Here is a 22,644-nt window from a genome sequence, read left to right as displayed (position 1 = left end):
AACAAAAGGAACGACCGATGAACCTTGCCAAAGCCCTGCTTCACAATTGGAACGAACTGCCCCGCGAGACTGTGCGCAAAGGCGTCGAGCGCGTGGCTTTCAGGGGTGATGACACCCTGTGTGTGATGAACTGGCTGACCCCTGGCATGGACGTGTTTCCCCACAGCCATACCTTCGAACAGCTGGTGATCATCGTGCAGGGCCGCGTGCGCTTTCACCTGGGCGACGACGTGGTCGAAGGCGGCCCGGGCAGCATGATCCGAATTCCGGCGCATGTGATTCATTACGCAGAACCGGTCGGCGACGACGTGGTGATGAACCTTGACGTGTTCTCGCCGATTCGTGATGACTATCGACATATGGTCGAATACCAGGCCGCCGAATTCGCCGAAGCCGAGCGGACACAGGCATGAACCGCCTGAGGTTCTCATCGCGGTTGCGGGCCGGGGAATCGCTGCTCAGTACCTTTATCAAGACGCCCAGCCATGCGGTCGTCGAGATCGCCGGTGAGTGTGGTCTGGATGCGGTGGTACTGGATGCCGAACACGCGCCCTTCGACCCCACAAGCCTGGACCGTAGCCTGCTGGCGTGCCGGGCTGGCGATATCGCGGGGTTGGTGCGCGTTGCCGATGACCGCCCCACTACCCTGCTGCAAGCCCTCGACCTGGGGGCCGATGGGTTGGTGTTGCCGCATATCGTCAATGCCGACCAGGCGCGCCAATTGCTAAAGGCCACGCGTTACCGCAATGGCAGTCGGGGCTTCTCCAACTCGCCGAGGGCCGGCGGTTACGGCCGCGTCAATTTGGCCGAACACATAGCTGCCGAAGATGGTCGCCACGCAATCATCGCCCAGATCGAGGACCGCGAAGCCCTCGACAACCTGGCGGCCATCGCCGCCGTCGAGCAGGTCGACTGCCTGCTGGTGGGACGTGCCGACCTGGCGGTTTCCCTGGGCGCGAGCTCACTTGACGACCCGCGAGTCGAGTCGGCCGTCAATCGTGTACTGGACGCGGCGTTACAAGCAGGCAAGGCAGCGGGAATTTTTGTCGCCAGCAGCGACGACCTCGCGCGCTACAGCGCCAAAGGCATGCGTTTTTTCATTCTGGGTTCGGACCAGGCGGTACTGCGTACCGGCTGGTCTCAACAGGTTCGTCACTCCCATGGCTTGAGTCGCTGAGCCCATCGAAACAACAAGAGGTCACCCTTATGAACGCCATCGTCAATACACCCGTCAGCGAAGAGCGCAAGGCCCACATCGACGACCTGATGCGCGGTGCCATCGACCTGCATTGTCACAGTGGCCCGTCAGTCATGCCGCGCTACTGCGACCACATTGAAGCGATGCGCGAGGCCAGCGAAGCCGGACTCAAAGCCGTGCTGCTCAAGGATCACTATTACAGCTGCACACCCGTTACCACGCTACTGAACAAACACTTCAGTGAGCTGAATGTGCACATGCTGTCGGGCGTCCCACTCAACAACGCGGTGGGCGGGCTGAACGTCCACGCGGTGGAACATGGCTTGAAACTGGGCGCACAGCTGGTGTGGATGCCGACATTCTCCTCGGCCAACCACATCGCCCATCACCACCAGGATGCCAAGTTCACCGAGAAATTCCCGCAGACCACCCAGCGCATGCTGCAACCGATCCCTTTGACCGTGCTCGACGACAGCGGCCACCTCAAGGAAGAGGTAAAGGCCATCCTCGACCTGATCGCCGCTGAAGATGTGGTGTTGTCCGCCGGGCACCTGAATATCCGCGAGATATGGCCATTGTTTGAAGAAGCCCGCAAGCGCGGGGTCAAGCGTCTGCTGGTCAACCATCCAACCTATGTGGTGGACGCCACGCTGGATGATATGCGCCAACTGGCTAGCAAGGGTGTGTTCATGGAGCACTCGATGTGCATGTGGGTTCCCGGCTCGAAGTTCAAGTTCTACGACGACCAGTTCCTGCGGCAAGTGATCGAAGCCGGCACAGTCGATTTGACCATCCTCGGCTCCGATCTCGGCCAGCAAGGTAACCCCAGCATCGCCGAGGGGTTTCGCAATGTGATAGGCCAACTGCTGGACCTGGACTACAGCGATCAAGATATTCGCAAGCTGACCTCCGGCAATGCTTCCCGCCTGATGAACCTGTGAGCTAAATCGACATGACACGACTGATCACACGAATAGGACAGGTCCTGCTCAAGAACCCCGTCATCTGTGGTGCCGGCGAACAGACCATGACGCCAGACGCGATCCGCGCAGCGCTGGCCAGCGGCGCAGGTGCGGTAGTAGCCAAATCCACCAACGAATCGGTGGCCGCCAAACAGCAGTTGGACAAAACCGACTATGTGCTGCTGGACGCCAGCTGGAATCGACTGCCTTGGGATTTCTCACCGCCGCCCGACGCCAGCCTGTTCGGTCGTTCCGGGCTGGTGCAGCGCGACTTTGCCGAATGGCTGGCAGAGCTGGCGACGCTGGATGTGCAAGCACGGGCCCAGGAAGCCTACGTGGTGCCGAGCCTGATCCTCAGCGACCTTGAACAGTGTGCAGACTACGCGAGGCAAATCGAACAAGCGGGACTGCGCGTGATGGAGCTGAACATCGGAGCGCCCCATGGCGATGAAGCCGCCAAGGGCGCCATCGTCCTGGAGCGCGGCGCACAGCGCATCGAGGCCATCGTGGCGCGCATCCGCCGGGCCACCACCCTTCCCCTGTGGGTCAAACTCACCGGGCAGAGCGAGGACGTGGTCGGGCTGGCCCAGGCCGCTCGCCGTGGTGGCGCAGACAGCGTGGTAGTGATGGGACGCTTCATGGGGTTCCTGCCGGACCTCGAAACGGGGTTACCGCTGCTCGGCACCAGCGCCGCCATCGGCGGGGCCTGGGCGCTGCCATTGACCGCACGCTGGCTGATGATGACGCGCAAGGCCATGGGTGATGACTATCCGCTGATCGCCACCAACGGCGCGCGAAATGGCCTGGACGTCGCCCGCCTGCTGCTGGCAGGTGCCTGCGCCACCGAGATGACCTCCGCCGTGTTCACAGGCGGCTATGAAGTGCTGTCCCGCGCGGTCAACGAACTGGATGAGTACACGCTGCGCCGCGGACTCAGCGTGGAGCAACTGCTGGGCAGCGCGGCGGACCAGGTGCAGACCTATCAACAGCAACCCGATCGACCGGACTGGTGGAAGCACTTCGCCCCGGAGTGCCCAGGGTCTCTAGGCTGAAACGGCTTGGGCGGGAGATCACTGACAGTTGGCGATTGATGTTGCCGTAGGAAGTCGGGGGGGAACCAGGGATGTCATGGGGGCAGCCTCAGTGCTGAATCAGCTTGCGCCCTTCCTCCCACAACCCCGTCATGCGCCACTGCTGCTCCAGCACACCTTCGCCGAACGGCTGCACACCGCCCAGGTTTTCCCCCAGGGTCTGGAAGTAGGCGCCCTCTTCAAACAGCAGGATCCATTGCGCCGATTGCAGCAGCTGCGGCCCAAAGAACGTCGCGCCGCCATTGGCTTCCAGCACCGCCGGCACATGAGGGTCGGCGGCGAGCGCATCGAGAATGAACCCTGACTCCGCTTGGCGGCGGTCGATATACACCGGCAGCTCGCGGGCGAGCGTCACCCTTTGTGCCGCCGCATAGTTGAGCGGGAACGCCCTGTGCGCGGCCGCCCAGCCACCCAGGTACGGTGTGTGCACATGGATCACCACATTGATCTGGGGCGCTGCGCGAAACACCTCTGCGTAGCGCCGACCACCACCACCCTGGCGGCTTTCGCTCAGTGGCGTGCCTGCCGGAAGAAACTCATCCAGATGCACCACGCCGTCATGACTGGCGACCACTGCGCGGATGCTTTGGTTATCGTCCCAGGGTCCCGGAGTGGCTACAACGATCAACAGGTCAGTGCCCGGCACACGGACATGGGCCTGGAAGGTATTGGTCGCCGTCAGCGTGCGGGTCTCTTTCAAGACCCTGAAAATTTTCGCGGTGTCGCGCTTGGTCTGTTCGACCTGTTGCAGTTGGGCTTCACTCAACGGGGCAGGCTTGCTCATTTCTTGAACTCCATGATCAGGTGAAATAGTCACCCCAACGCCACAGCACGAGTTGTGCCAGCCGCCGCACGCCCGTGATCCGCAGGGTGCGCGCCCGCCAGTGTTGACTCCACAGCAGCCGCTGCTGACTGACTGCTGCCACAGCAGCACCTGGCCCGGCTCATGTCAGGATTGGGCCCGTGATTACACCGCTATGCGGGTATGGCATGGGCGTTGCTACTTGGCTTACAACAGCCACGGCTATTGCCATTTCGTTTCGGAGTCTGCATGAGCACGGAGTTTTTTTGGCGGTTGCCCTTGGGCACCGACGGCCAGCAACTGAGTACAGACCTGCACAATCGCGGCAGCTTCAATTCGAGCCCGGGGCATATCGCCCCTGGCCATCGGCCCAACGGTCAGCCGGACGGTTTTACCTACATCGACTACATCGCCCAAGTGGCCAAAGCCGCCGAGTTGGCCGGTTTCGAAGGCGCACTGTTGCCCACCGGCCCCGAGCCCTGGATCGTCGCTGCGGCCCTGGCCCGTGAGACACGGCGCATCCGCTTCCTGGTCGCTTTCCAGGCCACCTGGACCCTGCCCGCCTATGCCGCGCAACAGGCTGCCATCCTTCAGCACCTGAGCCACGGCCGTCTGGACTGGAACATCATTACCGGCGGCAATCCCGCCAGCCAGCGTGCCCAGGGTGACTTCCTCGACCATGACCAGCGCTACCGCCGCACAGGTGAATTCCTCGACATCATCCAGGGCCTGTGGGAACACGAGCAGTTCTCTTATGACGGCCAAGTCTACCAACTGGAAAATGGCGCCCTGCCTCCCGGCCTGCGCGAGGAGCGCAAGCCCGGTGTGTACTTTTCCGGGTTTTCCGAACCGGCGCTGGACGTGGCCGCCAGACACGCTGATGTTTACCTGAACTGGGCCGAGCCCCTTGACACCCTCAAACCGCACATGGAACGCGTACGGGAACGCGCAGCACGGGAAGGCCGCGAAGTCCGCTTCGGACTGCGCGTCGACCTGTTCGCTCGGGAAACCGAAGAAGCGGCCTGGCGTGATTTGCGTCGCCAGTTCGATGCCGTAGGCAATCGCAGCAGCAGAGAGGCCAAGGCTTTCGTCGGCGGCTCCGATTCAGTGGGAGCGGCACGCCAGACGGCCTATCACCAGAACGTCGATCGCTTCGAAGACCTGATTATCGGCCCCAACCTGTGGGCCGGTTTCGCCAAGGCCAAGCCCGGCCCTACCGTGGGCCTGGTGGGCAGCCATGAGAATGTCGCCGAACGCCTGGCCGAGTACCGTGACGCAGGCTTCTCGACCTTTATCCTAGCCAGCAACCCACACCTGGAAGAAGCCCTGCGAATCGGCCAGGAAGTGTTGCCGCTGGTCCATGACCGCCCGTCGCGCTGAACAAGGATTACCATGAGCAAAACACCTCTCGACACCCTCTGGTACACCCACAGCCCGGTCCCCACAGGCCTCGGCATTGCGGTTGAATCCGGGCGCCTGGCCGAGGCATTCCTGCCGTCAGGCACCACGATCCAGGCGCTACGCGAGTCCAGTGAACGGGATATTCGCGAAGCGCACTTCGACCATCACCTGCCCAGTTCGGTCCGTCATGGCGGCAACATTCCGGCGATCTGGGCCTATGCCAATGGCAGCGACACGCGCCTGCTGGGGTTATCGTGGAGTGATGAAGTACAACTGATCCTGACCACCGTCGAAAGCGGAGTCAAAACCGTCCGCGACCTCAAGCACCGTCGCTTCGGGATCCCCAAGTGGGCCAATGTGAAAATCGACTTCACCCGTGCCCAGGCCCTGCGTGGGCTGGAGAATGCGCTGAAGCTCGAAGGCATGAGCGTCAGCGACGTTGACCTGGTGGACTACCCTTACGGCGGCACCTACAGCGACGAACAGGTGCGCCATGTCCACGGCGCCCAGGTATCGTTCGGCTTCAATCGTACTCAACGGCGCAACAACGAATTGATCGGCCTGCTGCGCGGCGACATTGATGCGATTTTTCTCAAGGGCGCCCACGCCGTGCAACTGGCCGATGAGTTCGGCCTGCACATCGTTATCGACACCGGCTCGCACCCCGACCCGATGATCCGATCCAACAACGGTACGCCACGTACCCTTACCGTCGATCAGCACTTGCTGGAACATCATTTCGACGCGGCGGAAACCATCGTCGACTGCGTGCTGCGCGCTGAACAATGGGCATGGGCCAACCCCGAAAAAACCCGGCAATTCCTCGCCCGCGAACTCAACACCAGCGAGTACTGGGTTGCCACCGCCTACGGCGAAGATGCCCATCGGCGCCTGCGCACAATGCTCGACGAACAGTCGATCCTGGCGCTGCAGGATTTCACAGACTTCCTGCATCGCTGGCACTTCATCCCGCGCCGTTTCGATGTGCGTGACTGGATTGATTTCAGCGTGCTGGAAAGTGTCCTGGGGGCCACTTCAAGATTGTCGGTCTAGTTTCATGTCGCGCAACCTCGGCCGGTCTACCGGCCTTTTTTTCGCCTGCCTGAAACTGACCCTGTTGAAATTTAAAACAGCGCTTGCTGACGCACTGCTGCTGGGGCAGCAAGCCTTCTGAGAGCAGTTGAAAACCTGACTTAAAAAAATAAATTAATTGAATTAAATCAGTAACTTATACCGATATTAAAACTTGGCACACCCTCTGCTATACACAGTTACTTTCAAGGTTTGCAGCCCATTAAAAAGACAACTTAAGCAAACCGAAAAGCGACAGGTAAATTACTTTCGGAGGGGTTATGCACAGCATTAACAGGATCACCCGCAGCATCTGGTTGGCCACAGCCTTGACGGGCACTTTACACGGCCTGCCTGCACTGGCGCAGGAGCAAGCGCCCGCCGCCGAACAAGACACCGCGCCCACGCTGAAATCGGTGACGGTCACCGCCCAGCGTCGCGAAGAAAGCGTGCAGGACATCGCCAACGCCGTCAGCGCAGTGTCGGGGGAAACCCTTGGCCAGACCGGTACCGACTACATCGGCAAAGCTATCAAGTTCGTACCGAACGCCCAGGCCAACAACCCCGATGGCGATGCACGGCCGCGCTGGTACATTCGCGGCGTCGGCACGGGTGATCAGGGCGCCGCCACGGTCTTTCCGGTGGGCGTGTATGTCGACGACGTCTACCTCAACGCACCGCTGGCCGGCGGAGACCCGCTGTTCGACCTCGACCGCATCGAGATCCTGCGCGGCCCGCAGGGCACCCTGTATGGCAAGAACACCACCGGCGGCGCGGTGAATATTCTGACCAAAAAACCGACCTTCGAAAACGACGGCTACGCGACCCTCGGCTACGGCAGCAAGAACGAAAAAATCGTTAACGGCGCGCTCGGCGGTACCCTGGTAGAAGACCGCCTGGCCGCTCGCGTGTCGTTGTACTCCAAGGAGCGCGACGGCTTTATCAAAAACGTCTACGACGACAAGGATTACGACCGCGTCGACAACAAAGCCGTACGCGTACAGTTTCTCGCCAAGCTCAACCCCAACCTCACCGCATTGTGGAGCCTGCACGACAGCCAGACCCGCGGCACCGCAGCGGGCCTGTTGCCGGTAGGCCGTTTCCCGTGGCTGGGTGGCTATAGCCGCAGCAACCCGGACCATCGTTACATCGACAGCAACGTCGACAACCAATCGAAAATCGAACACGACGGCACGTCCCTGACCCTCAGCTACGACCTGGGCGACTACCGCCTGACATCGATCAGTGCCTACGACGAAACCAAACAGCGGGCGATCGGCGACGACGATCTGTCCCCCGTAGAAAGCGGCCGCAGCTACACCAACAACAGGTGGCGCCAGTACTCCCAGGAATTCCGTATCGCCTCGCCCACCAGCGAAACCCTGCGCTGGATCCTCGGCACGCATTTCTTCCATGAAGACCTGCAAAGCGCTGGAGCTACCTCGGCGCTGCCGGATGCCGGCGCCTCGGAAGCCAGCTACACCGGCACTTCGTTCGATCACAAGAACACCAGCTACGCGCTGTTCGGCAACCTGGCTTACGACTTCACCGACCAGTTCACCGTGACCGGCGGCCTGCGCTGGACCCGCGAGAAAAAAGACATCGACCTGGACCTGGTGCAAACCACCGGCAGTAACTTCAGTGGCGACTGGTGGGATGCCGCCTCCCTGCAAAACCCGGTGGACGTGACTGCCGCAGGCACCACCACCAACGGCAACGCCCAGCGCAACAAGACCTGGAGCGCAGTGACCTACGACCTGACCCCGGAATACCGCATCAACGACAACCTACGAGTGTACGCACGCTACGCCAAAGGCTTCCGCTCTGGCGCGTTCAACACCGGATTGTCCAGCAGCCTGGAACAGTTGAGTACGGTCAAGCCAGAGACCCTCAACTCCTATGAGCTGGGGCTCAAGTCCGAGTGGCTCAATGGCCGTGTGCATGCCAACGCCAACATCTTCTACTACGACTACCAGGACATGCAGGTCAGCGCCACGACCACCACCGCCAGCGGCAGCCTGGTGTCGTTGCTGACCAACGGCGCCGAAGGCAAGGCTCGTGGTGCGGAGTTCGAACTGGAAGCCCAGGCCACCGACAACCTGCACCTGCAATTGGCAGCATCGGTGTTCAGCAGTGAGTTCACCGGCGATTTGTGGAAAGGCAACAGCTTTATCCGTGCGCCACGCCACACCTACGCACTGGGTGCCGACTACCGCTTCCCGCTGGATATTCCCGGATCGTTGGTGCTAGGTGGCGACCTGCGTTACCAGAGCAAGGAATACTTCATCTCGGCCTACCAACAGTCGCAGTGGTCCTGGCTCAACCAGAGCGGTTACACCGTCAGCAATGCGCACTTGAGCTACACCACGGCGGATGAGAAATACAACATAACCGGCTTCGTCAACAACCTCACCAACAAGCAATACCAGACTCATGGTCTGTCCCTCAATCGCGGCAGCGCGCCGTACTGGGCCGCGTTTGGTGATCCGCGTACGGCCGGTGTCACCGTGACGGCGAAGTTCTGAGTCCTCCCATGACAACTTCTCGCACGGGTTTCCTGGTCAACTTCATGCTGCTCGCCACCTTCAGTGGCGCCACCATCGGTATGGCCAAGATTGTCACGACCTTGTACGCCCTGTCGCTGGGGGCGAATGCCATGCAGGTAGGGATCATCTCGGCCATGGAATCCCTGGGCATGGTGTTTTTAACCTTGCCCGCGGGGTTCGTGATCGCGCGCTATGGAGCCAGGCCTATTTACTTCCTGTCCAGCCTTGGTCCGATGCTGGTCAACCTGCTGATCCCGGTGTTCAGCGGGTGGCTGTGGCTGGCCCTGGCGCAGTGGTTGATCGGGCTGTTTATTCCGTTCCGTATCGTGGCGATGAACAGCGCGTTCCTGCGCGAGCTCAGGCATCTGGGGTTGAGCAAGGCCGGCTGGTATCGCGGTGCCTTGACCCTCGGTCTGGGCCTGCTGGGGCCACTGCTGGGTAATCAATTCAGCACCGAGGGTCAGTTCCACTGGGCCTTCACGTTGATCAGCCTGTGCTTCGGCGCGATGGCGGTGTACAGCCTGAGCTTTTGGGAAGGCGAGCCGCCCAGTGAGCGAGCGCCGGCCGTCAACCTGTCGGCCATGTTCGGCGAAGCCCGCACACTGCTTAGCCATCGCAATATCCGAGAACCGTGCGCCATGGAAGCACTCAACAGCGCTACCACCTCAGTGTTCAGCACCTTCATCATCCTGTATGCGCTGCAAGAAACGGGCTTGTCCCAAGACCGCGCGGTGGCACTGGTGGTGATCGAAGGTATCGGCGCGGTGATGGCCTTGTTCGGCCTGGGGTATGTGCTGCGTCACCTAAGCTTGGGCCTGGCCTACGGTATGAGCCTGGCGCTCGGCGTGTCGGCATTGGTGCTGATCGGGCTGTCTCAGGATTTCATCTGGCTGGCACTGGCGGGTGTTTTGCTGAGCATTGCAGCGGCCGGTTTGCACCTGCTGAACATGAACATGCTCAGCCAGCAGGTGCAGGACAAGAGCAAGGTATCGGGTCTGTTCCACCTCGCCTCTATGGCCGGCGGTTTCGTAGGCGCCCTGGCAGGCGGGTTGATCAGCTACATGATCGGCATCGGCCCGCTGTTTGTGTGCTGGGGGGCGCTGATCCTGGTGATCGCCACGGCCTGGCACACGGCGCGGCGCCAGGTGCCTGCGCCGGCCTGATTGCTGCCCCAGCAGCAGTGCTCCAGCAGCGCGTTGCATACGCAGCAGCGCGACTGTCTTCATCCACCTGTCTTTGCGGGGCCTTGAGGCTTGGCATACAAGCTGCAACAGCTGCAGCGAGCAGACTGACAAGAGTGTTTCCATGCGCAAATTTACACTGCCGGCGCTTGCGTCCAGGCTCTATTGGCTTATTTCGCCGCTGGCATTGCTCGCACTGTGGGCAGGCGTCGCCGCAGCCGGCGTGTTCCCTCGGCAGCTGCTGGTGCCCCCGTTGCAGGTGTGGCGCACCTTCGAGCTGTTGGTGGGCAACGGCGAGTTGCCGGACCACTTGCTCACCAGCCTCGGCCGCCTGGGCTTTGGCCTGAGCATCGGCGCCTCCAGCGGGTTGCTGTTTGGCCTGCTGATGGGTTTGTCGAAGACCGTGGAAGCTTACTGCGGGCCGCTGTTCCACAGCCTGCGGCAGATCCCCAGCTTGGCGCTGATCCCGTTGCTGGTGCTGGTGTTCGGCATCGATGAAGTGTTCAAGATCGTCATCGTTGCCGAGGCGACATTCTTCCCCCTCGCGCTGGCCACCAGCCAAGGCGTCAAGGGTATTCCTCGCAGCTATTTCGAAGTGGCGGCGGTGTATCGTCTGCCCTGGCTGATTCTGGTCAAGGAAGTCGCATTGCCGGCGGTGACGCCGCAGATCGTCACCGGGCTGCGCGTCGGCCTGACCCGAGCCTGGGTGGTGCTGGTCGCCGCCGAACTGCTGGCAGCCGACAGCGGCCTGGGCCAGATGATCGAAATGGCGCGGCAGATGCTGCGTATCGATGTGGTGATGGTCGGCATCGTAGTCACCGGCATTGTCGGCTTCGCGCTGGACTGGTCGTTGCGCCGCCTTGAGCGCCACTTGCAGCGCTGGCGACCGGCAGGGGTGGTGCCATGAATTCGGGGTTCAAATACGCACGTGGCTGTGTGCTGCCGCTGCTGTTGCTGGTGGCCTGGGACTACGCCTCCAGTCGCGGTGCCAGCGGCGCTTATGCGCTAGTGCCGTTGGCACAGATCGGCGCCGGATTGCTGGAGGTCATCGGTAACGGAGAACTGCTGACCAACCTGCTGGCCAGCCTGTTGCGCACCAGCGAGGGCTTGCTGTTCGGCGTGGTTGCCGGCGTACTGTTGGGCGCCGCCATGGCCCTGTCAGTCTGGGGTGAGCGCTTGATCGCGCCACTGTTCCACAGCTTGCGCCAAGTACCGATGCTTGCCTGGATACCGTTGATTGCGTTGTGGTTCGGCAATGGCGAAAGCTCCAAGGTATTGATCATCGCACTGGCTGCCTGCTATCCGATGGCGCTCAACACCTTCGAGGGCTTGCGCCAGGTCGACCACCGTTATCTGGAAGTGGCCCAGGCCCTGGTCCTTACCCGCCGCCAGCGCTTCGCCCTGGTGTTGCTACCCTCCGCGATGCCGAGCCTGTGCACCGGCGTGCTGCAGGCGATTGCGTTCGCCTGGGTCACGGCGGTGGGCAGCGAACTGTTCCTGTCTGCCGGCCCAGGGCTAGGCAACCTCATGATAAATGCCGAAGCTGGCGCGCGGATGGAGATCATCCTGTTGTGCGTTATCAGCATCGCCGCCCTGGGCTACGGCATGAGCCTGTTATTCACCTGCCTAAGCCGCTACCTGCTGCGCTGGCGCCCCTGACTTTGAAAGGCTTGGAAATGACTGCAATCGCACCGGACATCGTTTCGCTTACCCCCCACACCTTGCCCGGCGCCCTTGAGATCAAAGGGCTGAGCAAGGACTACAACCTCAAGGGCCAGCGCCTCAGGGTGCTTGACGGAATCGACCTCAAGGTCGCGCCGGGGGAATTCGTCAGCATCGTCGGTCCCAGCGGGTGCGGAAAATCCACGTTGCTGCGGCTGATCCTCGGCCTGGACAACGACTACCAGGGCCAGATCCAGCTCGACGGTCAACCTGTGGCCGGCACCAGCCTGGACCGTGGCATCGTGTTCCAGGACCACCGTTTATTCCCGTGGATGACCGTCAGTCAGAACATTGCCCTGGCCCTGAAAAACCATCGCCTGAGCGCTACGGCCAAACAGCAACTGGTCGACGAACATATCGCCAAGGTCAACCTCGAAGGCTTTGCCGACGCCTACCCGCATCAACTATCAGGCGGCATGGCCCAACGCGCGGCCATCGCCCGCGCGCTGATCAATACGCCGAAAGTGTTGTTGCTGGATGAGCCACTGGGCGCCCTGGATGCGTTGACCCGCGTGTACCTGCAACAGGAGTTGCAACGCATCTGGGTGCAGCAACGTTGTACGGTGATCATGGTGACCCATGACATCGAAGAGGCGCTTTACCTGGGGGACCGGGTGATTGTGATGCAGGCGCACCCTGGGAAGATTCGGCGGGAAATCAAGGTGGGCCTGCCCCACCCTAGGGACCCTCTGTCCCCGCACCTGCACGGGCTGAAGGTGCAACTGCGCAGCGAATTACTGGGGGAGCATCACGTTTGATGCCGCCCTCCCCTTACTCAGGCTTGACCGGGTAGCCACCGATGGGTGGCAACTCACCGATCTTCTCCAGCCGCGCACGCACGATATTGCGGCTGATGCCCAACAGGCGCCCGGTCTGCAACTGGTTGCCATGGCAAAACTGATAGGCCGTGCGAAAGACGCGTTCTTCGATGTGATCGAACAGATTGTCCAGGTTCTTCTCGAACAGGCTGATCAAGGCCGATTCCAGATCCCCTCCAGCCGCTGACAGCCCCAGGGGCGCCTGGATTTCCTGGCGAACCGCGGCACTCATTTCCACCAGGTGCAAATCCCCCGGCTGGATCAACTGCTGACGGCACACCAGCAAGGCGTGGTGAATGGCGTTCTCCAGCTCGCGGATGTTACCCGGCCAATTGTGGGCAAGCAGTTTGCGTTCGGCCTCGATGCTCAGTTGTGCACTGCTGTAGCCCAGGCGCCGGCAGTGTTCGGCAACAAAGAACTCGGTAAGCGGCAGGATGTCTCCCGGTCGCTCGCGCAGCGGCGGCAAACGGATGGTCGCCACATGCAGACGGTAGAACAGATCCTCGCGGAAATTGCCCGCCACCACCGCGTCAGCCAGGTTGATATTGGTGGCCGCCACCAGCCGCACATTGATCGGAATCGGCGTACGCGAGCCCAGGCGCACCACCTCACGCTCTTGCAGCACCCGCAGCAACTTGACCTGCATGCCCAATGGCAAGTCACCGATTTCATCCAGGAACAGCGTGCCGCCATTGGCCGCTTCAAACCAGCCTGCCTTGTTCTGGGTGGCGCCGGTGAAAGCGCCTTTCTCATGGCCGAACAGCTCGCTCTCCACCAGGGTTTCAGGAAAGGCACCGCAGTTGACCGCGACAAAGTTCTCCTGGCTGCGTCGGCTCAAATTGTGAATCTGGCGCGCCACGAGTTCCTTGCCGGTGCCGGTCTCACCGATGATCAACGCGTTGGCTTCGCTGGGGGCAAGGCGCTCGATACGGTTGAGCAGTTCCTGGGACCGCGGGTCTTTGAAAACCAGTACGGTGGCCCGAACCGTCTTGCTCAGTTCACGGGCGTTAGGGTGGGTGAGCAATGACATCTTACGGTCCTGTGTCCAAAGTACTTGGGCGTCATATTGAACCAAGCCACATAGATAAAATAATTATTAATTAATATTTATATATTCAATTAAGGAATATACAAATGCCTGCTGCTGGAGCAGCAATCCATCAGCAATAGGTCGCTGCCTGATCAGCAGAAGCCACTCTAAAAACTAGCCAAAGCGCCGGTTACAAGGGTTTGAGGTGACTGGCATGCATTCTGCGTTGTAGCCCGGTATTCGTCGTTTGACCTCCGAGGCTTTTGCATGAAATTGATCCGCCCCCTGCCTGCCTTTATCGCCGCACTGCTGGCATTGCCCCTGGCAAGCGCTGCCGAACTCGACCCGCAGCGGTTGAACCAACTGGAACAGGACATTCAGCGTGCGACCCCGCAACTGATCGAACTGCGCCATGCCATTCACCAGCATCCCGAGCTGGGCAATCGCGAATTCGAGACCGCCAAGCGTGTCGCCAAACGCTTGCGCGAGCTTGGGATTACGGTACAGACCGACGTGGCCCATACCGGCGTGGTAGGGATTTTGCGCGGCGGCAGACCCGGCCCGGTGGTGGCGATCCGTTCGGAGCTGGATGCGCTGCCGGTCACCGAACAGACCGGCCTGCCCTATGCGTCCACTGTCACGGTGCCCTACAGCGGCAACGATCTCAGCCAGGCCGGCAAGACCGTCGGCGTGATGCACGCCTGCGGCCATGACGCCCATATCGCCATTGTGCTCGGGGTAGCCGAAGTGCTGGCCAAACATAAGGACAGCCTGCCCGGCACGGTCAAGTTCATCTTCCAGCCCGCCGAGGAAGGTGTACCGGTGGGCGAAAAAGGTGGTGCGCGCCTGATGATTGAACAAGGCGTGCTGGCTGATCCGGCGCCCGCGGTGATTTTTGGCCTGCATGTGGGGCCGGGCGTTTCGGGGGCGCTGTCGATTAGTCGCCAGCGCACCACGGCGGCAGCGGATACCTTCGTGGCCACGGTGACCGGCGAGCAAACCCACGGAGCCTTCCCGTGGGCCGGCATCGACCCGATCCCGCTGGCAGCGCAGATCGTCCTGGGCTGGCAAACCATCCCGAGCCGGCAGATGGATTTAGTGGCGTTACCGGCGCCGGTCATCTCGGTCGGGCGCATTGACGCAGGCGTACGCAGCAACATCATCCCCGCCCAGGTACGTCTGGAAGGCACCGTGCGCACCTTGAGCCAGGACCAACGCGACGATGTGATCGAACGCCTGCGCCGCACCGCCAGCAAAATCGCGGAAAGTGCCGGCGCCACTGCCAATATCGACGTCACGCCCACCTATCCTGCCGGCTACAACAACAGCGCCCTGGTGGACGCGTTGCTGCCCCAGCTCAAGGCCTCTACCTCGCTGCCGGTGGACATCGAGTCCGGGGTCTATGCCGCTGACGACTTCGCCGAGTATTCGCGCAGGATCCCCGGCGTGTTCTTCGGCCTCGGCGTAACCCCCGACGGTATCGACCCGACCCATACCTGGCCCAATCATTCGCCCAAATTCCTGGTGGACGACAACGCCCTGCCGGTGGGTGTACGTGCGCTGTCCCGCGTGACCCTGGCCTACCTGGCCAACAACGGTTTCAACCTGCCTGCTGGAGTACAGCCATGAACCTGCCTTACAAACGCCTGATCGCCACACTGGCGCTGGCCCTGAGCCCGCTCCTGACGGCCTGGGCCGCAGATACCCCCGATAGGGTGCGCATCGGTATTGTCTCGTTCACCCAGGGCGGCAAGCCGGTATTCGGTGGCATTCCCGGGCGGGTAATCGAAGAAGGCTGGCTGGAACAGGAACTGAAAAAACGTGGCGTAGCCCTCGAGTGGCAAGCCCTGCCCCACGCCAATGCCGGCCCGCAAATCAACGAGGGTTTTTCCAACAATGGCATGGACTTCGCCGTGCGTGGCGACCTGCCCTCGGTTATCGCCCTGGCCGGTGGCGTGACGGGCAAACTGGTGGTGCCCGGCGGCAGCGGCAATAACATTTACCTGGTAGTGCCCAAGGATTCGCCGGCGCACACCATTGAAGACCTCAAGGGAAAACGCCTGGCCCTGCACCGTGGCCGTCCATGGGAGTTCGCCTTCAGTGAGTTCCTGGCCAGCAAGGGCCTGGCGCTCAAGGATTTCAAAATAGCCAATATCAACCCGCAAGTCGGCGCGGCTGCAGTGTCGGCGGGCAAGGTCGATGCCGCGGTGCTACTCAGCGAGGCGTACCTGCTGGAAGACAAGCAAGTGGGCCGGGTGCTCTGGTCGAGCAAACAGGGTGATACCGACTGGCGCCTGGTGTCGGATCTGTGGGGTACCGAGCGCTTTGTCGATGGTCAGCCGCAGTTGACTCAACTGGTCGCTACCGCCTGGGTGAAAGCCAGCCAATGGCTGGCTGACGAACACAACGCCGATGAGTACTACCGCTTCTCGTCCCTGGCCGGCACCCCACAAAGCGTTTTGCGCCGCGACGACCAGGGCGACCCGGTGCCATGGGCCCAGCGCTGGGCGCCGAAAACCGACGCGCAGTTACTCAAGCACTTTGCCGCCTTGTCCCAGTACGCCCTGAACAACCAGTTGATCAGCACCCAGCCCGACCTCAGCCAGTCCCTGGCCACCCGTTTCACCAACCAGGCCATTCGTGACCTGGGGCTGGTGGACCTGTGGCCCAACCTCAAGGCGCAGGTCGAAAGCGCCCGCTAACCCTTTCCCGGAGATCGCTTGATGAGCATCGACTTCTTCACCCGCCTGCCCCTGCATGGCGAAACCCAATTCCTGCCCGGCGACCCGCGCAATCGGGGCGACTGGCAAGCACCTGCGAACAACACCGGCGCCGTCTCTGACTTTGCCGTGGGCGACCCGTTCACCTACATCGACTACCTGGGGCAGATCGCTCGCGCCGCAGAAATCAATCGCTTCAGCGGTGTGCTTATGGTCAATGCGCCGAGCGGCGAAGAGCCCTGGACCGTGTGTTCGCTGCTGGCTCGGGAAACCCGCACGCTGAAGTTCGTCAGTGCCTTCCAGCCGTTTCACTTCTCTCCATTCGTGGCCGCGCAAATGGCCGCCACCTACCAGCGCGCCAGCGGCAACCGCCTGGTGTGGAACATCATCAACGGCGGTTCCGAAGTGATGCAGCGCCAGGTCGGCGACGTCACCGGTCACGACGACCGCTATGCGCGCGCCACCGAGTTCATGGACGTGGTCAAGGGCTATTGGGACCACGAAAGTTTTCACTACGCTGGGCGCTATTACAGCGCCGAAGGCGGCGGCCTGCGCGGGCCGCAGAAAAAAGCCGAGCTGCCGTTGATCTGTACCGCAGGCTCTTCGGAAGCGGCGCGTGAATTCGCCGCCAAACATGCGGATTACTACCTGATGCGCGCCGAGCGGCCGGAAGAAATCCGTGCATTGATAGAGGACGTGCGTCAACGCGCCGCGGCCCATGGCAACGGCAAGCTGCGCTTCGGGTTGTCGGTGGACGTGGTCACCCGCCCTACCGAAGATGAGGCCCGCGCCGAAGCCAGCCGCTTCTTCGACGAAGGCCTGGCCAAAGGCGTGGTCCAGCAACTTGCCGCCCACGATGGCTTGCGCTCGGCACGCAAGCTGGGCTTTGAACAGGAGTACGCGCAAAAACAGGCGGCGAGCTTTGACGACTTTTTCATCCACCCCAATGTGTGGTCAGGCTTCGGTTACATCGGCGTACCGCCGGGCGTGGCGCTGGTGGGGAGCTACGCGCAAGTGGTCGAGCGCATTCAGGAGTACAACGCGGTGGGCATCGAGTTGTTTTTCATCGCCGGTTACCCGCATCTGGAAGAAAACTACCGCTTGGGCGAGCATATCCTCCCGCATTTCCGCCATCTGCGTCAGCCTGCTGCTCGGCAGCCGACGCACGCCACCGAACAGGTGGCGTAATGGACCAGACGTATTTCAGCCGCCGCCGTTTCCTCGGCAACAGCCTGACCCTAGGCTCCGGCCTGGTTCTGGGCAGCAGCCTGCTAAGCGCCTGTGGCGACGGTGCGACACCGCAGGCCAAAACGAGCACTGCGCCCAGCAGCCCGCAGTATGGCGGGCGCTTGCGCCTGGGGGTCATCGATGGCAGTCGCAGCGGCAACCTTGACGCCCATAAACCCGTGGGCAGCGGCATCATTCGCGGCTTTGCGCTCTACAGCAAACTGTGGGAATGGGACGAGCACATGCTGCCGCGTCTGGCCCTGGCCGAAGAGGCCGAGGTCAGCCCCGACGCACGCACCTGGACGTTGCGCCTGCACAAGGACCTGGAGTTCCACCACGGGAAGACCATCGACGCAGACGATCTGGTGTTCTCCATCCGCCGTCTCACCGATCCGCAACTGGCCTCACCCTATGCGGCGCTGTTGCACTGGATCGACCGTGACAACTTGGAGAAACTGGACGAGCGAACCCTTCGCGTGCGATTCAAGGACGGTGCCGGTTTCGTGCCGCTGCCGGAAACCTGGGTAAACTTCGGCGGCATTGTGCCGGTGGACTATCACCCGGTGACCAACCCGGTGGGGGCCGGTCCCTACAAGCTCAAGAGTTTCACCGCTGGCCAACGGTCGCTGTTCACCCGCTTCGAGAACTATTACAAAGCCGGCAAACCCTATGCCGATGAGTTGGAAATCATCGACTTCAAGGATCAGACCTCACGCCTGGCGGCCCTGCAATCCGGGCAGATCGACCTGGCAAACGGCTTGGCCAACGAACATCTGCGCCTGGTCCAGGCCGATCCGAAACTGCAGGTGCTGACCTCCGTGACCGGCAACTGGCTGACCTTCGACATGAACCTCAGCCAGGCGCCGTTCGACGACCCCAGGGTGCGCGAAGCCTTTCGTCTTATGGCAGACCGCGACGAGTTGGTGGCGCGCGCCCTCAACGGTCAGGGCCGCGTGGCCAACGACTTGTACGCACCCAACGATCCGACCTTCAACCACAGCATCGCGCAACGTCCGTACAACCTGGAACGAGCCAAAACCCTGCTGCGCGAGGCCGGCCAGGAACACCTGAGCGTGGAATTGGTGGCAGACCAGGACAGCGGCGCCGTCGCTTCGGCCTTGGTATTCGCCGAACAGGCCAAGCGTGCCGGCGTCGACATTCGCGTGCGCCAAGTGGACAGCGCCACCTTTAACGGCCCGCAGCTGACCCAGTGGCCGTTGAGCACCGGAGGCAGCATCGGTGCGCCGTTCCTGACCTGCGGGCTGCACTCCGACGCACCGGTCTCCGTCGCCAATAAAACCCATTTCAGCGACCCGCGTTTCGACCGCCTGTTCCTGGAGGCCCTGGCCCAGCCCGATCTGGAAAAACGCCGTGTGCTGGTGCACGAAGCGCAACAGATTCAGCACGACAAGGGCGGGATGCTGATCTGGGGCTACGCCAACCTGCTCGATGGTATCGGACACCGCGTCGGCGGCGCCCAGGCCGAGAAGACCTTGTTCCCCACCTGGCGCTTCGACAGCCTGTGGCTCAAGGAACCAGCGTGAGCTGGCTGGCACGGCGCCTGTTATCCGGGCTCGGCACGGTGTTATTGATCAGCGTGCTGGTGTTCCTGGCAATCCGCCTGCTGCCCTCGGACCCGGCCCGGGTGATCCTCGGGCCCGGCGCCCCCGAGGAGTCGTTACAGGTGCTGCGTGAGCAATTGGGGTTGCACTTGCCGTTGTGGCAACAATACCTGCAATGGCTCGGCGCGGCGTTGCGTGGCGACCTCGGCCTGTCGCTGGACTCACAGGTAGCGGTGACCCAACTTCTCGACCAGCGTTTCGCCAACTCCCTTGCGCTGCTCAGCCTGGTTGCGCTGTGCGATCTGCTGCTGGCCGTGGGGTTGGGTACGCTGTTGGCGCTGTACCGCGACCGCTGGATCGACCGCCTGACCTTGCCGGTGCTGGTGATATTCAAGTCGCTGCCGGGGTTTGTGCTGGCGATTGCGCTCATCATGCTGTTCTCCACCAGCGTGCTCACCTGGCTGCCGGCGGTATCGCTACTGGATCCGGAGCGCTCGGCATTCGCGCAGGGCCGCTACCTGGTACTGCCGGTGGCGACGTTGGTACTGGCCGGCGCGCCGTACCTGATCCGCCTGGTGCGTGCAGCGATGATCGAAGCGTTGCACAGTGACTACGTCGAAGCCGCGCGCCTGCGTGGCCTGCAATCCTGGCGACTGGTGCTCGGGCATGCCTTACCCAATGCCGTGCTGCCGCTGATCCAGGGGCTGGCCTTGACGCTCAGCGTGTTTTTCAGCAGCACGTTGCTGGTGGAGATCGCCTTTACGTTTCCCGGGGTGGGCAGCTTGCTCAACGACGCCATTCGCCGGCGCGATGTGCCTGTGATCCAGGCCGGGGTCAGTGCGATAGCAGCATTTGTGGTGCTCGTGAATCTGCTCGCGGATCTACTGGCCACACTGTCTATTCCGACTCTGCGCACCCAGCGTTTGCGGCCCTAAAGCGTCTGTTCCAGCAACTGCCGCGTGTACGCCGCGCGCGGTTGCTCGAACACCTCGGCAACGGTGCCCTGCTCCACCAGCCTGCCGTCCTTGAGCACCGCCACCCGATCCGCCACCGCCCGCACTAGGTTCAGGTCATGGGTGACGAACAGCAACGCCATTCCTTCATCCTGCAAACCTCGCAATAGCGCCAAGATCGACGCTTGCACCGAGACATCCAGGGCGGAGGTGATCTCATCACAAATCAGCAGCCGGGGCTCACATACCAGCGCGCGGGCAATCGCCACGCGCTGGCGTTCGCCTCCCGACAAACTGCCGGGGTAGGCATCAGCCATGGCCACGGGCAGCGCCACTCTGAGCAACGCCTGCTCAATACGCTGGCGCAGCGCGGCACCCTTGAGACAGAAGAAATACCACAACGGCGTGGCCAGGCTTTGCGCAACAGTGTGACGCGGATTCAGCGCACGCAGAGAGTTCTGGAAAATGTACTGAATACGGCGTCGCTGCTCCGCCGGGCGCGCGCCCACGGTCAGGCTCAATGGCTCACCGGCAAATTGCAACTGCCCAGTGGCGTCCTGCGCCAGCCCGACCAACGCACGTGACACGCTGCTTTTGCCCGAGCCGGACTCACCCACTAACGCCAGGCACTCGCCCGGATGCAACTGCAGGCTCACCCCCTCGACGACGGGGCGCCCTGCATAACTTACCGCCAGCTCGCTGACCGCCAGCAGCACTGGTTGCGGCGTCAGCGATGTCGATGGCCTGGCCACCAACGTGGCCGCCGCGACCAGCCGCTGGCTGTAGGGATGGGCAGGCTGGCGAAACAACTGCGCGGTCTCGGCACATTCCACCACCCTGCCGGCGTACAGCACCATCACGCGGTCGGCGAGGGACTTGACCACCGCCAGATCGTGGGAAACGTAAACCGCCGCCACACCCTGGATTTTGCACAACTGACGAAGGGAAGCCAGAAAGTGCGCCTGGGTCGTGACATCCAATGCGGTGGTCGGCTCATCCAGCACCACCACCTTTGGCCGCAGGATAAACGCCAGGGCCAGCAATACCCGTTGCTGCTGACCGCCCGACAGTTGATGGGCAAACCGTCGGAGGAAGCCCGCATCATCCGGCAACCCGACCTGCTTCAGGGTATCGCGCAGGCGCTGTTGCCGCGCCGCGCGCGATAAAGTCGGCGCATGGGCCGCCAAGGTCTCTTGCAGCAGGCTTACGATGCGCAACGCCGGGTTGAGCGCCATCGCAGGGTCTTGGGGGATATAAGCAATCAAGCCGCCACGAGCGTTGCGCAACGCTTCACGCTGGAGGCTAAGCAGGTCGACGCCGGCGACAATCACCCGCCCCTCCGTGAGCTGCGCGCCCTTGCGCACATGACCGAGCAGCGCGGTGGCCAGGGTGGTTTTACCCGAGCCGGACTCACCCACCAGCCCAAGGATTTCCCCCGCGCTCAATTCAAACTGAATGTCGGCTATAACCGACCTGCCGTTGTCCAGTTGCACCCGCAGGTTTTCTACGCGCAACGGCTTCATGGCGTGTGCTCCAATACGCCGGCACGCACCCGGCCGATGCCTTCGACGAGCATATTGCAGGCGTAGGCGAACACGCCAATCAGCCAGGCCGGGACCAGCACAGCCCAGGGTTGCAGGACCAGCCCGCCCTGATTCTCGCTAATCATCAGGCCCCAGTCCGCCGCCGGTGGCGCCACGCCGTAGCCAAGGAAACTCAGCCCCGACAAAATACCAATGGCCCAGGTGAGCATGCTGCCGAAATGCACGAGCACGGGCGTGAGGATGTTCGGCAGCACCTCGCGAAACAACAGGTGTCGACACGGTAACCCCATGGCACGCAGCACCTCAATGTACTCCTGCTCCGCCACGGCTTGGGTGCTGGCACGCGTCTGGCGAATCATGCCAGGCAAAAAGGCAAAGGCCACGGTCAGTACGATCAACCACGGTTCACGTCCCAGCAGCGACACCACCAGCAGCACCAGTATCAACTCGGGAAATGCCAGCGACAGGTCGGCACTCCAGCGGATCAACCGGTCCAGTGGACCGCGGGAAAATCCGGCAAGCAACCCCAGACTGACACCCACCAACAAGGCCAGGATCGCTGCCGACAAGGACATCCACACAACGCTCCAGCCGCCCGCCAGCACACGCGACAGTACGTCGTGTCCGAGGTAGTCGTAACCCAGCAGCGCGCCAGCCGCAGGCGCGCCGTACACCGGCCCGAGCAATTCGCTGACGCCGTGGGGCGCCAGCAACGGCCCGACGAGCGCCAGGCCGATTACCAGTAGGCTCAGGCCGGCGCCCTGGCGTACTTGTCGATTGGCCGCCAGGGCGCGCCAGGGAAAAGACCGCATGGGT

General features: G+C 62.1%; 20 protein-coding genes. 16 read left to right on the top strand and 4 right to left on the bottom strand.

Features of this window, described 5'->3' with window-relative positions; all coding sequences use genetic code 11:
• The first annotated feature begins 17 nt into the window (after window positions 1-17).
• From ACEN2T_RS20430 to ACEN2T_RS20415, 4 genes are read left to right on the top strand one after another with little or no spacing between them, the layout of a single operon-like run.
• Window positions 18-413 (top strand): cupin domain-containing protein, encoded by a 396-nt coding sequence (locus tag ACEN2T_RS20430; protein ID WP_442117419.1) that lies wholly within the window; start codon window positions 18-20, stop codon window positions 411-413.
• Window positions 410-1,177, top strand: a complete 768-nt coding sequence (locus tag ACEN2T_RS20425; protein ID WP_442117418.1) for an HpcH/HpaI aldolase family protein — start codon at window positions 410-412, stop codon at window positions 1,175-1,177. Before ACEN2T_RS20430 ends, ACEN2T_RS20425 begins: the two co-directional genes overlap by 4 nt.
• A gap of 29 nt (window positions 1,178-1,206) precedes the next feature.
• Window positions 1,207-2,139, top strand: coding sequence for a DUF6282 family protein (locus ACEN2T_RS20420; RefSeq protein ID WP_442117417.1), 933 nt, complete (start codon window positions 1,207-1,209; stop codon window positions 2,137-2,139).
• An 11-nt stretch (window positions 2,140-2,150) separates the two neighbouring features.
• A complete protein-coding gene (locus tag ACEN2T_RS20415) occupies window positions 2,151-3,212 on the top strand; it encodes a dihydroorotate dehydrogenase (protein WP_442117416.1) in 1,062 nt (353 codons plus the stop codon).
• Between the two features lie 88 nt (window positions 3,213-3,300).
• Here ACEN2T_RS20415 and ACEN2T_RS20410 read toward each other — a convergent pair whose 3' ends face one another.
• A complete protein-coding gene (locus ACEN2T_RS20410) occupies window positions 3,301-4,035 on the bottom strand; it encodes a class II aldolase/adducin family protein (protein ID WP_442117415.1) in 735 nt (244 codons plus the stop codon).
• A 267-nt stretch (window positions 4,036-4,302) separates the two neighbouring features.
• Between ACEN2T_RS20410 and ACEN2T_RS20405 the strand changes: the two genes are divergently transcribed.
• From ACEN2T_RS20405 to ACEN2T_RS20375, 7 genes are all read left to right on the top strand, one after another.
• A complete protein-coding gene (locus ACEN2T_RS20405) occupies window positions 4,303-5,433 on the top strand; it encodes an LLM class flavin-dependent oxidoreductase (protein WP_442117414.1) in 1,131 nt (376 codons plus the stop codon).
• A 12-nt stretch (window positions 5,434-5,445) separates the two neighbouring features.
• Window positions 5,446-6,507, top strand: a complete 1,062-nt coding sequence (locus ACEN2T_RS20400; RefSeq protein WP_442117413.1) for an ABC transporter substrate-binding protein — start codon at window positions 5,446-5,448, stop codon at window positions 6,505-6,507.
• Between the two features lie 299 nt (window positions 6,508-6,806).
• A complete protein-coding gene (locus ACEN2T_RS20395) occupies window positions 6,807-9,050 on the top strand; it encodes a TonB-dependent receptor (RefSeq protein ID WP_442117412.1) in 2,244 nt (747 codons plus the stop codon).
• 8 nt (window positions 9,051-9,058) lie between these two features.
• The gene (locus ACEN2T_RS20390) at window positions 9,059-10,234 is read left to right on the top strand and encodes an MFS transporter (RefSeq protein WP_442117411.1); all 1,176 of its coding nucleotides are present in this window, start codon (window positions 9,059-9,061) and stop codon (window positions 10,232-10,234) included.
• 142 nt (window positions 10,235-10,376) lie between these two features.
• Window positions 10,377-11,159 carry an ABC transporter permease gene (locus ACEN2T_RS20385; RefSeq protein ID WP_442117410.1) on the top strand — a complete coding sequence of 261 codons (783 nt, stop codon included), beginning with the start codon at window positions 10,377-10,379 and terminating at the stop codon, window positions 11,157-11,159.
• A complete protein-coding gene (locus tag ACEN2T_RS20380) occupies window positions 11,156-11,911 on the top strand; it encodes an ABC transporter permease (RefSeq protein WP_442117409.1) in 756 nt (251 codons plus the stop codon). Before ACEN2T_RS20385 ends, ACEN2T_RS20380 begins: the two co-directional genes overlap by 4 nt.
• Window positions 11,912-11,928: 17 nt before the next feature.
• Entirely contained in the window at window positions 11,929-12,732 is an 804-nt protein-coding gene (locus tag ACEN2T_RS20375; protein WP_442117408.1) for an ABC transporter ATP-binding protein, read from the top strand.
• Between the two features lie 13 nt (window positions 12,733-12,745).
• On the opposite strand, the gene ACEN2T_RS20370 is transcribed toward ACEN2T_RS20375, so the two are convergent.
• Window positions 12,746-13,822, bottom strand: a complete 1,077-nt coding sequence (locus ACEN2T_RS20370; protein ID WP_442117407.1) for a sigma-54 interaction domain-containing protein — start codon at window positions 13,820-13,822, stop codon at window positions 12,746-12,748.
• A 267-nt stretch (window positions 13,823-14,089) separates the two neighbouring features.
• Here ACEN2T_RS20370 and ACEN2T_RS20365 point away from each other — a divergent pair, with 267 nt between their 5' ends.
• From ACEN2T_RS20365 to ACEN2T_RS20345, 5 genes are read left to right on the top strand one after another with little or no spacing between them, the layout of a single operon-like run.
• The gene (locus tag ACEN2T_RS20365; protein WP_442117406.1) at window positions 14,090-15,451 is read left to right on the top strand and encodes an amidohydrolase; all 1,362 of its coding nucleotides are present in this window, start codon (window positions 14,090-14,092) and stop codon (window positions 15,449-15,451) included.
• A complete protein-coding gene (locus tag ACEN2T_RS20360; protein WP_442117405.1) occupies window positions 15,448-16,524 on the top strand; it encodes an ABC transporter substrate-binding protein in 1,077 nt (358 codons plus the stop codon). Before ACEN2T_RS20365 ends, ACEN2T_RS20360 begins: the two co-directional genes overlap by 4 nt.
• Window positions 16,525-16,545: 21 nt before the next feature.
• A complete protein-coding gene (locus ACEN2T_RS20355) occupies window positions 16,546-17,730 on the top strand; it encodes an LLM class flavin-dependent oxidoreductase (RefSeq protein ID WP_442117404.1) in 1,185 nt (394 codons plus the stop codon).
• Window positions 17,730-19,313, top strand: coding sequence for an ABC transporter substrate-binding protein (locus tag ACEN2T_RS20350; RefSeq protein ID WP_442117403.1), 1,584 nt, complete (start codon window positions 17,730-17,732; stop codon window positions 19,311-19,313). The genes ACEN2T_RS20355 and ACEN2T_RS20350 overlap by 1 nt, the downstream gene beginning before the upstream one ends.
• Entirely contained in the window at window positions 19,310-20,266 is a 957-nt protein-coding gene (locus ACEN2T_RS20345; protein ID WP_442117402.1) for an ABC transporter permease, read from the top strand. Before ACEN2T_RS20350 ends, ACEN2T_RS20345 begins: the two co-directional genes overlap by 4 nt.
• Here ACEN2T_RS20345 and ACEN2T_RS20340 read toward each other — a convergent pair.
• Together ACEN2T_RS20340 and ACEN2T_RS20335 are read right to left on the bottom strand one after the other, a co-directional pair.
• Entirely contained in the window at window positions 20,263-21,807 is a 1,545-nt protein-coding gene (locus ACEN2T_RS20340) for an ABC transporter ATP-binding protein (RefSeq protein WP_442117401.1), read from the bottom strand. The two genes, ACEN2T_RS20345 and ACEN2T_RS20340, sit on opposite strands and share 4 nt — an antisense overlap.
• Window positions 21,804-22,640: an ABC transporter permease gene (locus ACEN2T_RS20335; RefSeq protein ID WP_442117400.1), complete on the bottom strand. Its 837-nt coding sequence runs from the start codon at window positions 22,638-22,640 to the stop codon at window positions 21,804-21,806. The genes ACEN2T_RS20340 and ACEN2T_RS20335 overlap by 4 nt, the downstream gene beginning before the upstream one ends.
• Window positions 22,641-22,644: the final 4 nt, after the last annotated feature.

Source organism: Pseudomonas sp. W22_MBD1_FP4, from assembly GCF_052113765.1.
GTDB lineage: Bacteria > Pseudomonadota > Gammaproteobacteria > Pseudomonadales > Pseudomonadaceae > Aquipseudomonas > Aquipseudomonas sivasensis.
The sequence above is the reverse complement of the archived record's forward strand: the minus strand, read 5'-3'. Positions and strand labels throughout refer to the sequence as shown.

Coding starts and splice junctions, on each gene's coding strand:
- ACEN2T_RS20430 (WP_442117419.1), top strand. CDS start 18: ATGAACCTTGCCAAAGCCCTGCTTCACAATTGGAACGAACTGCCCCGC.
- ACEN2T_RS20425 (WP_442117418.1), top strand. CDS start 410: ATGAACCGCCTGAGGTTCTCATCGCGGTTGCGGGCCGGGGAATCGCTG.
- ACEN2T_RS20420 (WP_442117417.1), top strand. CDS start 1,207: ATGAACGCCATCGTCAATACACCCGTCAGCGAAGAGCGCAAGGCCCAC.
- ACEN2T_RS20415 (WP_442117416.1), top strand. CDS start 2,151: ATGACACGACTGATCACACGAATAGGACAGGTCCTGCTCAAGAACCCC.
- ACEN2T_RS20410 (WP_442117415.1), bottom strand. CDS start 4,035: ATGAGCAAGCCTGCCCCGTTGAGTGAAGCCCAACTGCAACAGGTCGAA.
- ACEN2T_RS20405 (WP_442117414.1), top strand. CDS start 4,303: ATGAGCACGGAGTTTTTTTGGCGGTTGCCCTTGGGCACCGACGGCCAG.
- ACEN2T_RS20400 (WP_442117413.1), top strand. CDS start 5,446: ATGAGCAAAACACCTCTCGACACCCTCTGGTACACCCACAGCCCGGTC.
- ACEN2T_RS20395 (WP_442117412.1), top strand. CDS start 6,807: ATGCACAGCATTAACAGGATCACCCGCAGCATCTGGTTGGCCACAGCC.
- ACEN2T_RS20390 (WP_442117411.1), top strand. CDS start 9,059: ATGACAACTTCTCGCACGGGTTTCCTGGTCAACTTCATGCTGCTCGCC.
- ACEN2T_RS20385 (WP_442117410.1), top strand. CDS start 10,377: ATGCGCAAATTTACACTGCCGGCGCTTGCGTCCAGGCTCTATTGGCTT.
- ACEN2T_RS20380 (WP_442117409.1), top strand. CDS start 11,156: ATGAATTCGGGGTTCAAATACGCACGTGGCTGTGTGCTGCCGCTGCTG.
- ACEN2T_RS20375 (WP_442117408.1), top strand. CDS start 11,929: ATGACTGCAATCGCACCGGACATCGTTTCGCTTACCCCCCACACCTTG.
- ACEN2T_RS20370 (WP_442117407.1), bottom strand. CDS start 13,822: ATGTCATTGCTCACCCACCCTAACGCCCGTGAACTGAGCAAGACGGTT.
- ACEN2T_RS20365 (WP_442117406.1), top strand. CDS start 14,090: ATGAAATTGATCCGCCCCCTGCCTGCCTTTATCGCCGCACTGCTGGCA.
- ACEN2T_RS20360 (WP_442117405.1), top strand. CDS start 15,448: ATGAACCTGCCTTACAAACGCCTGATCGCCACACTGGCGCTGGCCCTG.
- ACEN2T_RS20355 (WP_442117404.1), top strand. CDS start 16,546: ATGAGCATCGACTTCTTCACCCGCCTGCCCCTGCATGGCGAAACCCAA.
- ACEN2T_RS20350 (WP_442117403.1), top strand. CDS start 17,730: ATGGACCAGACGTATTTCAGCCGCCGCCGTTTCCTCGGCAACAGCCTG.
- ACEN2T_RS20340 (WP_442117401.1), bottom strand. CDS start 21,807: ATGAAGCCGTTGCGCGTAGAAAACCTGCGGGTGCAACTGGACAACGGC.
- ACEN2T_RS20335 (WP_442117400.1), bottom strand. CDS start 22,640: ATGCGGTCTTTTCCCTGGCGCGCCCTGGCGGCCAATCGACAAGTACGC.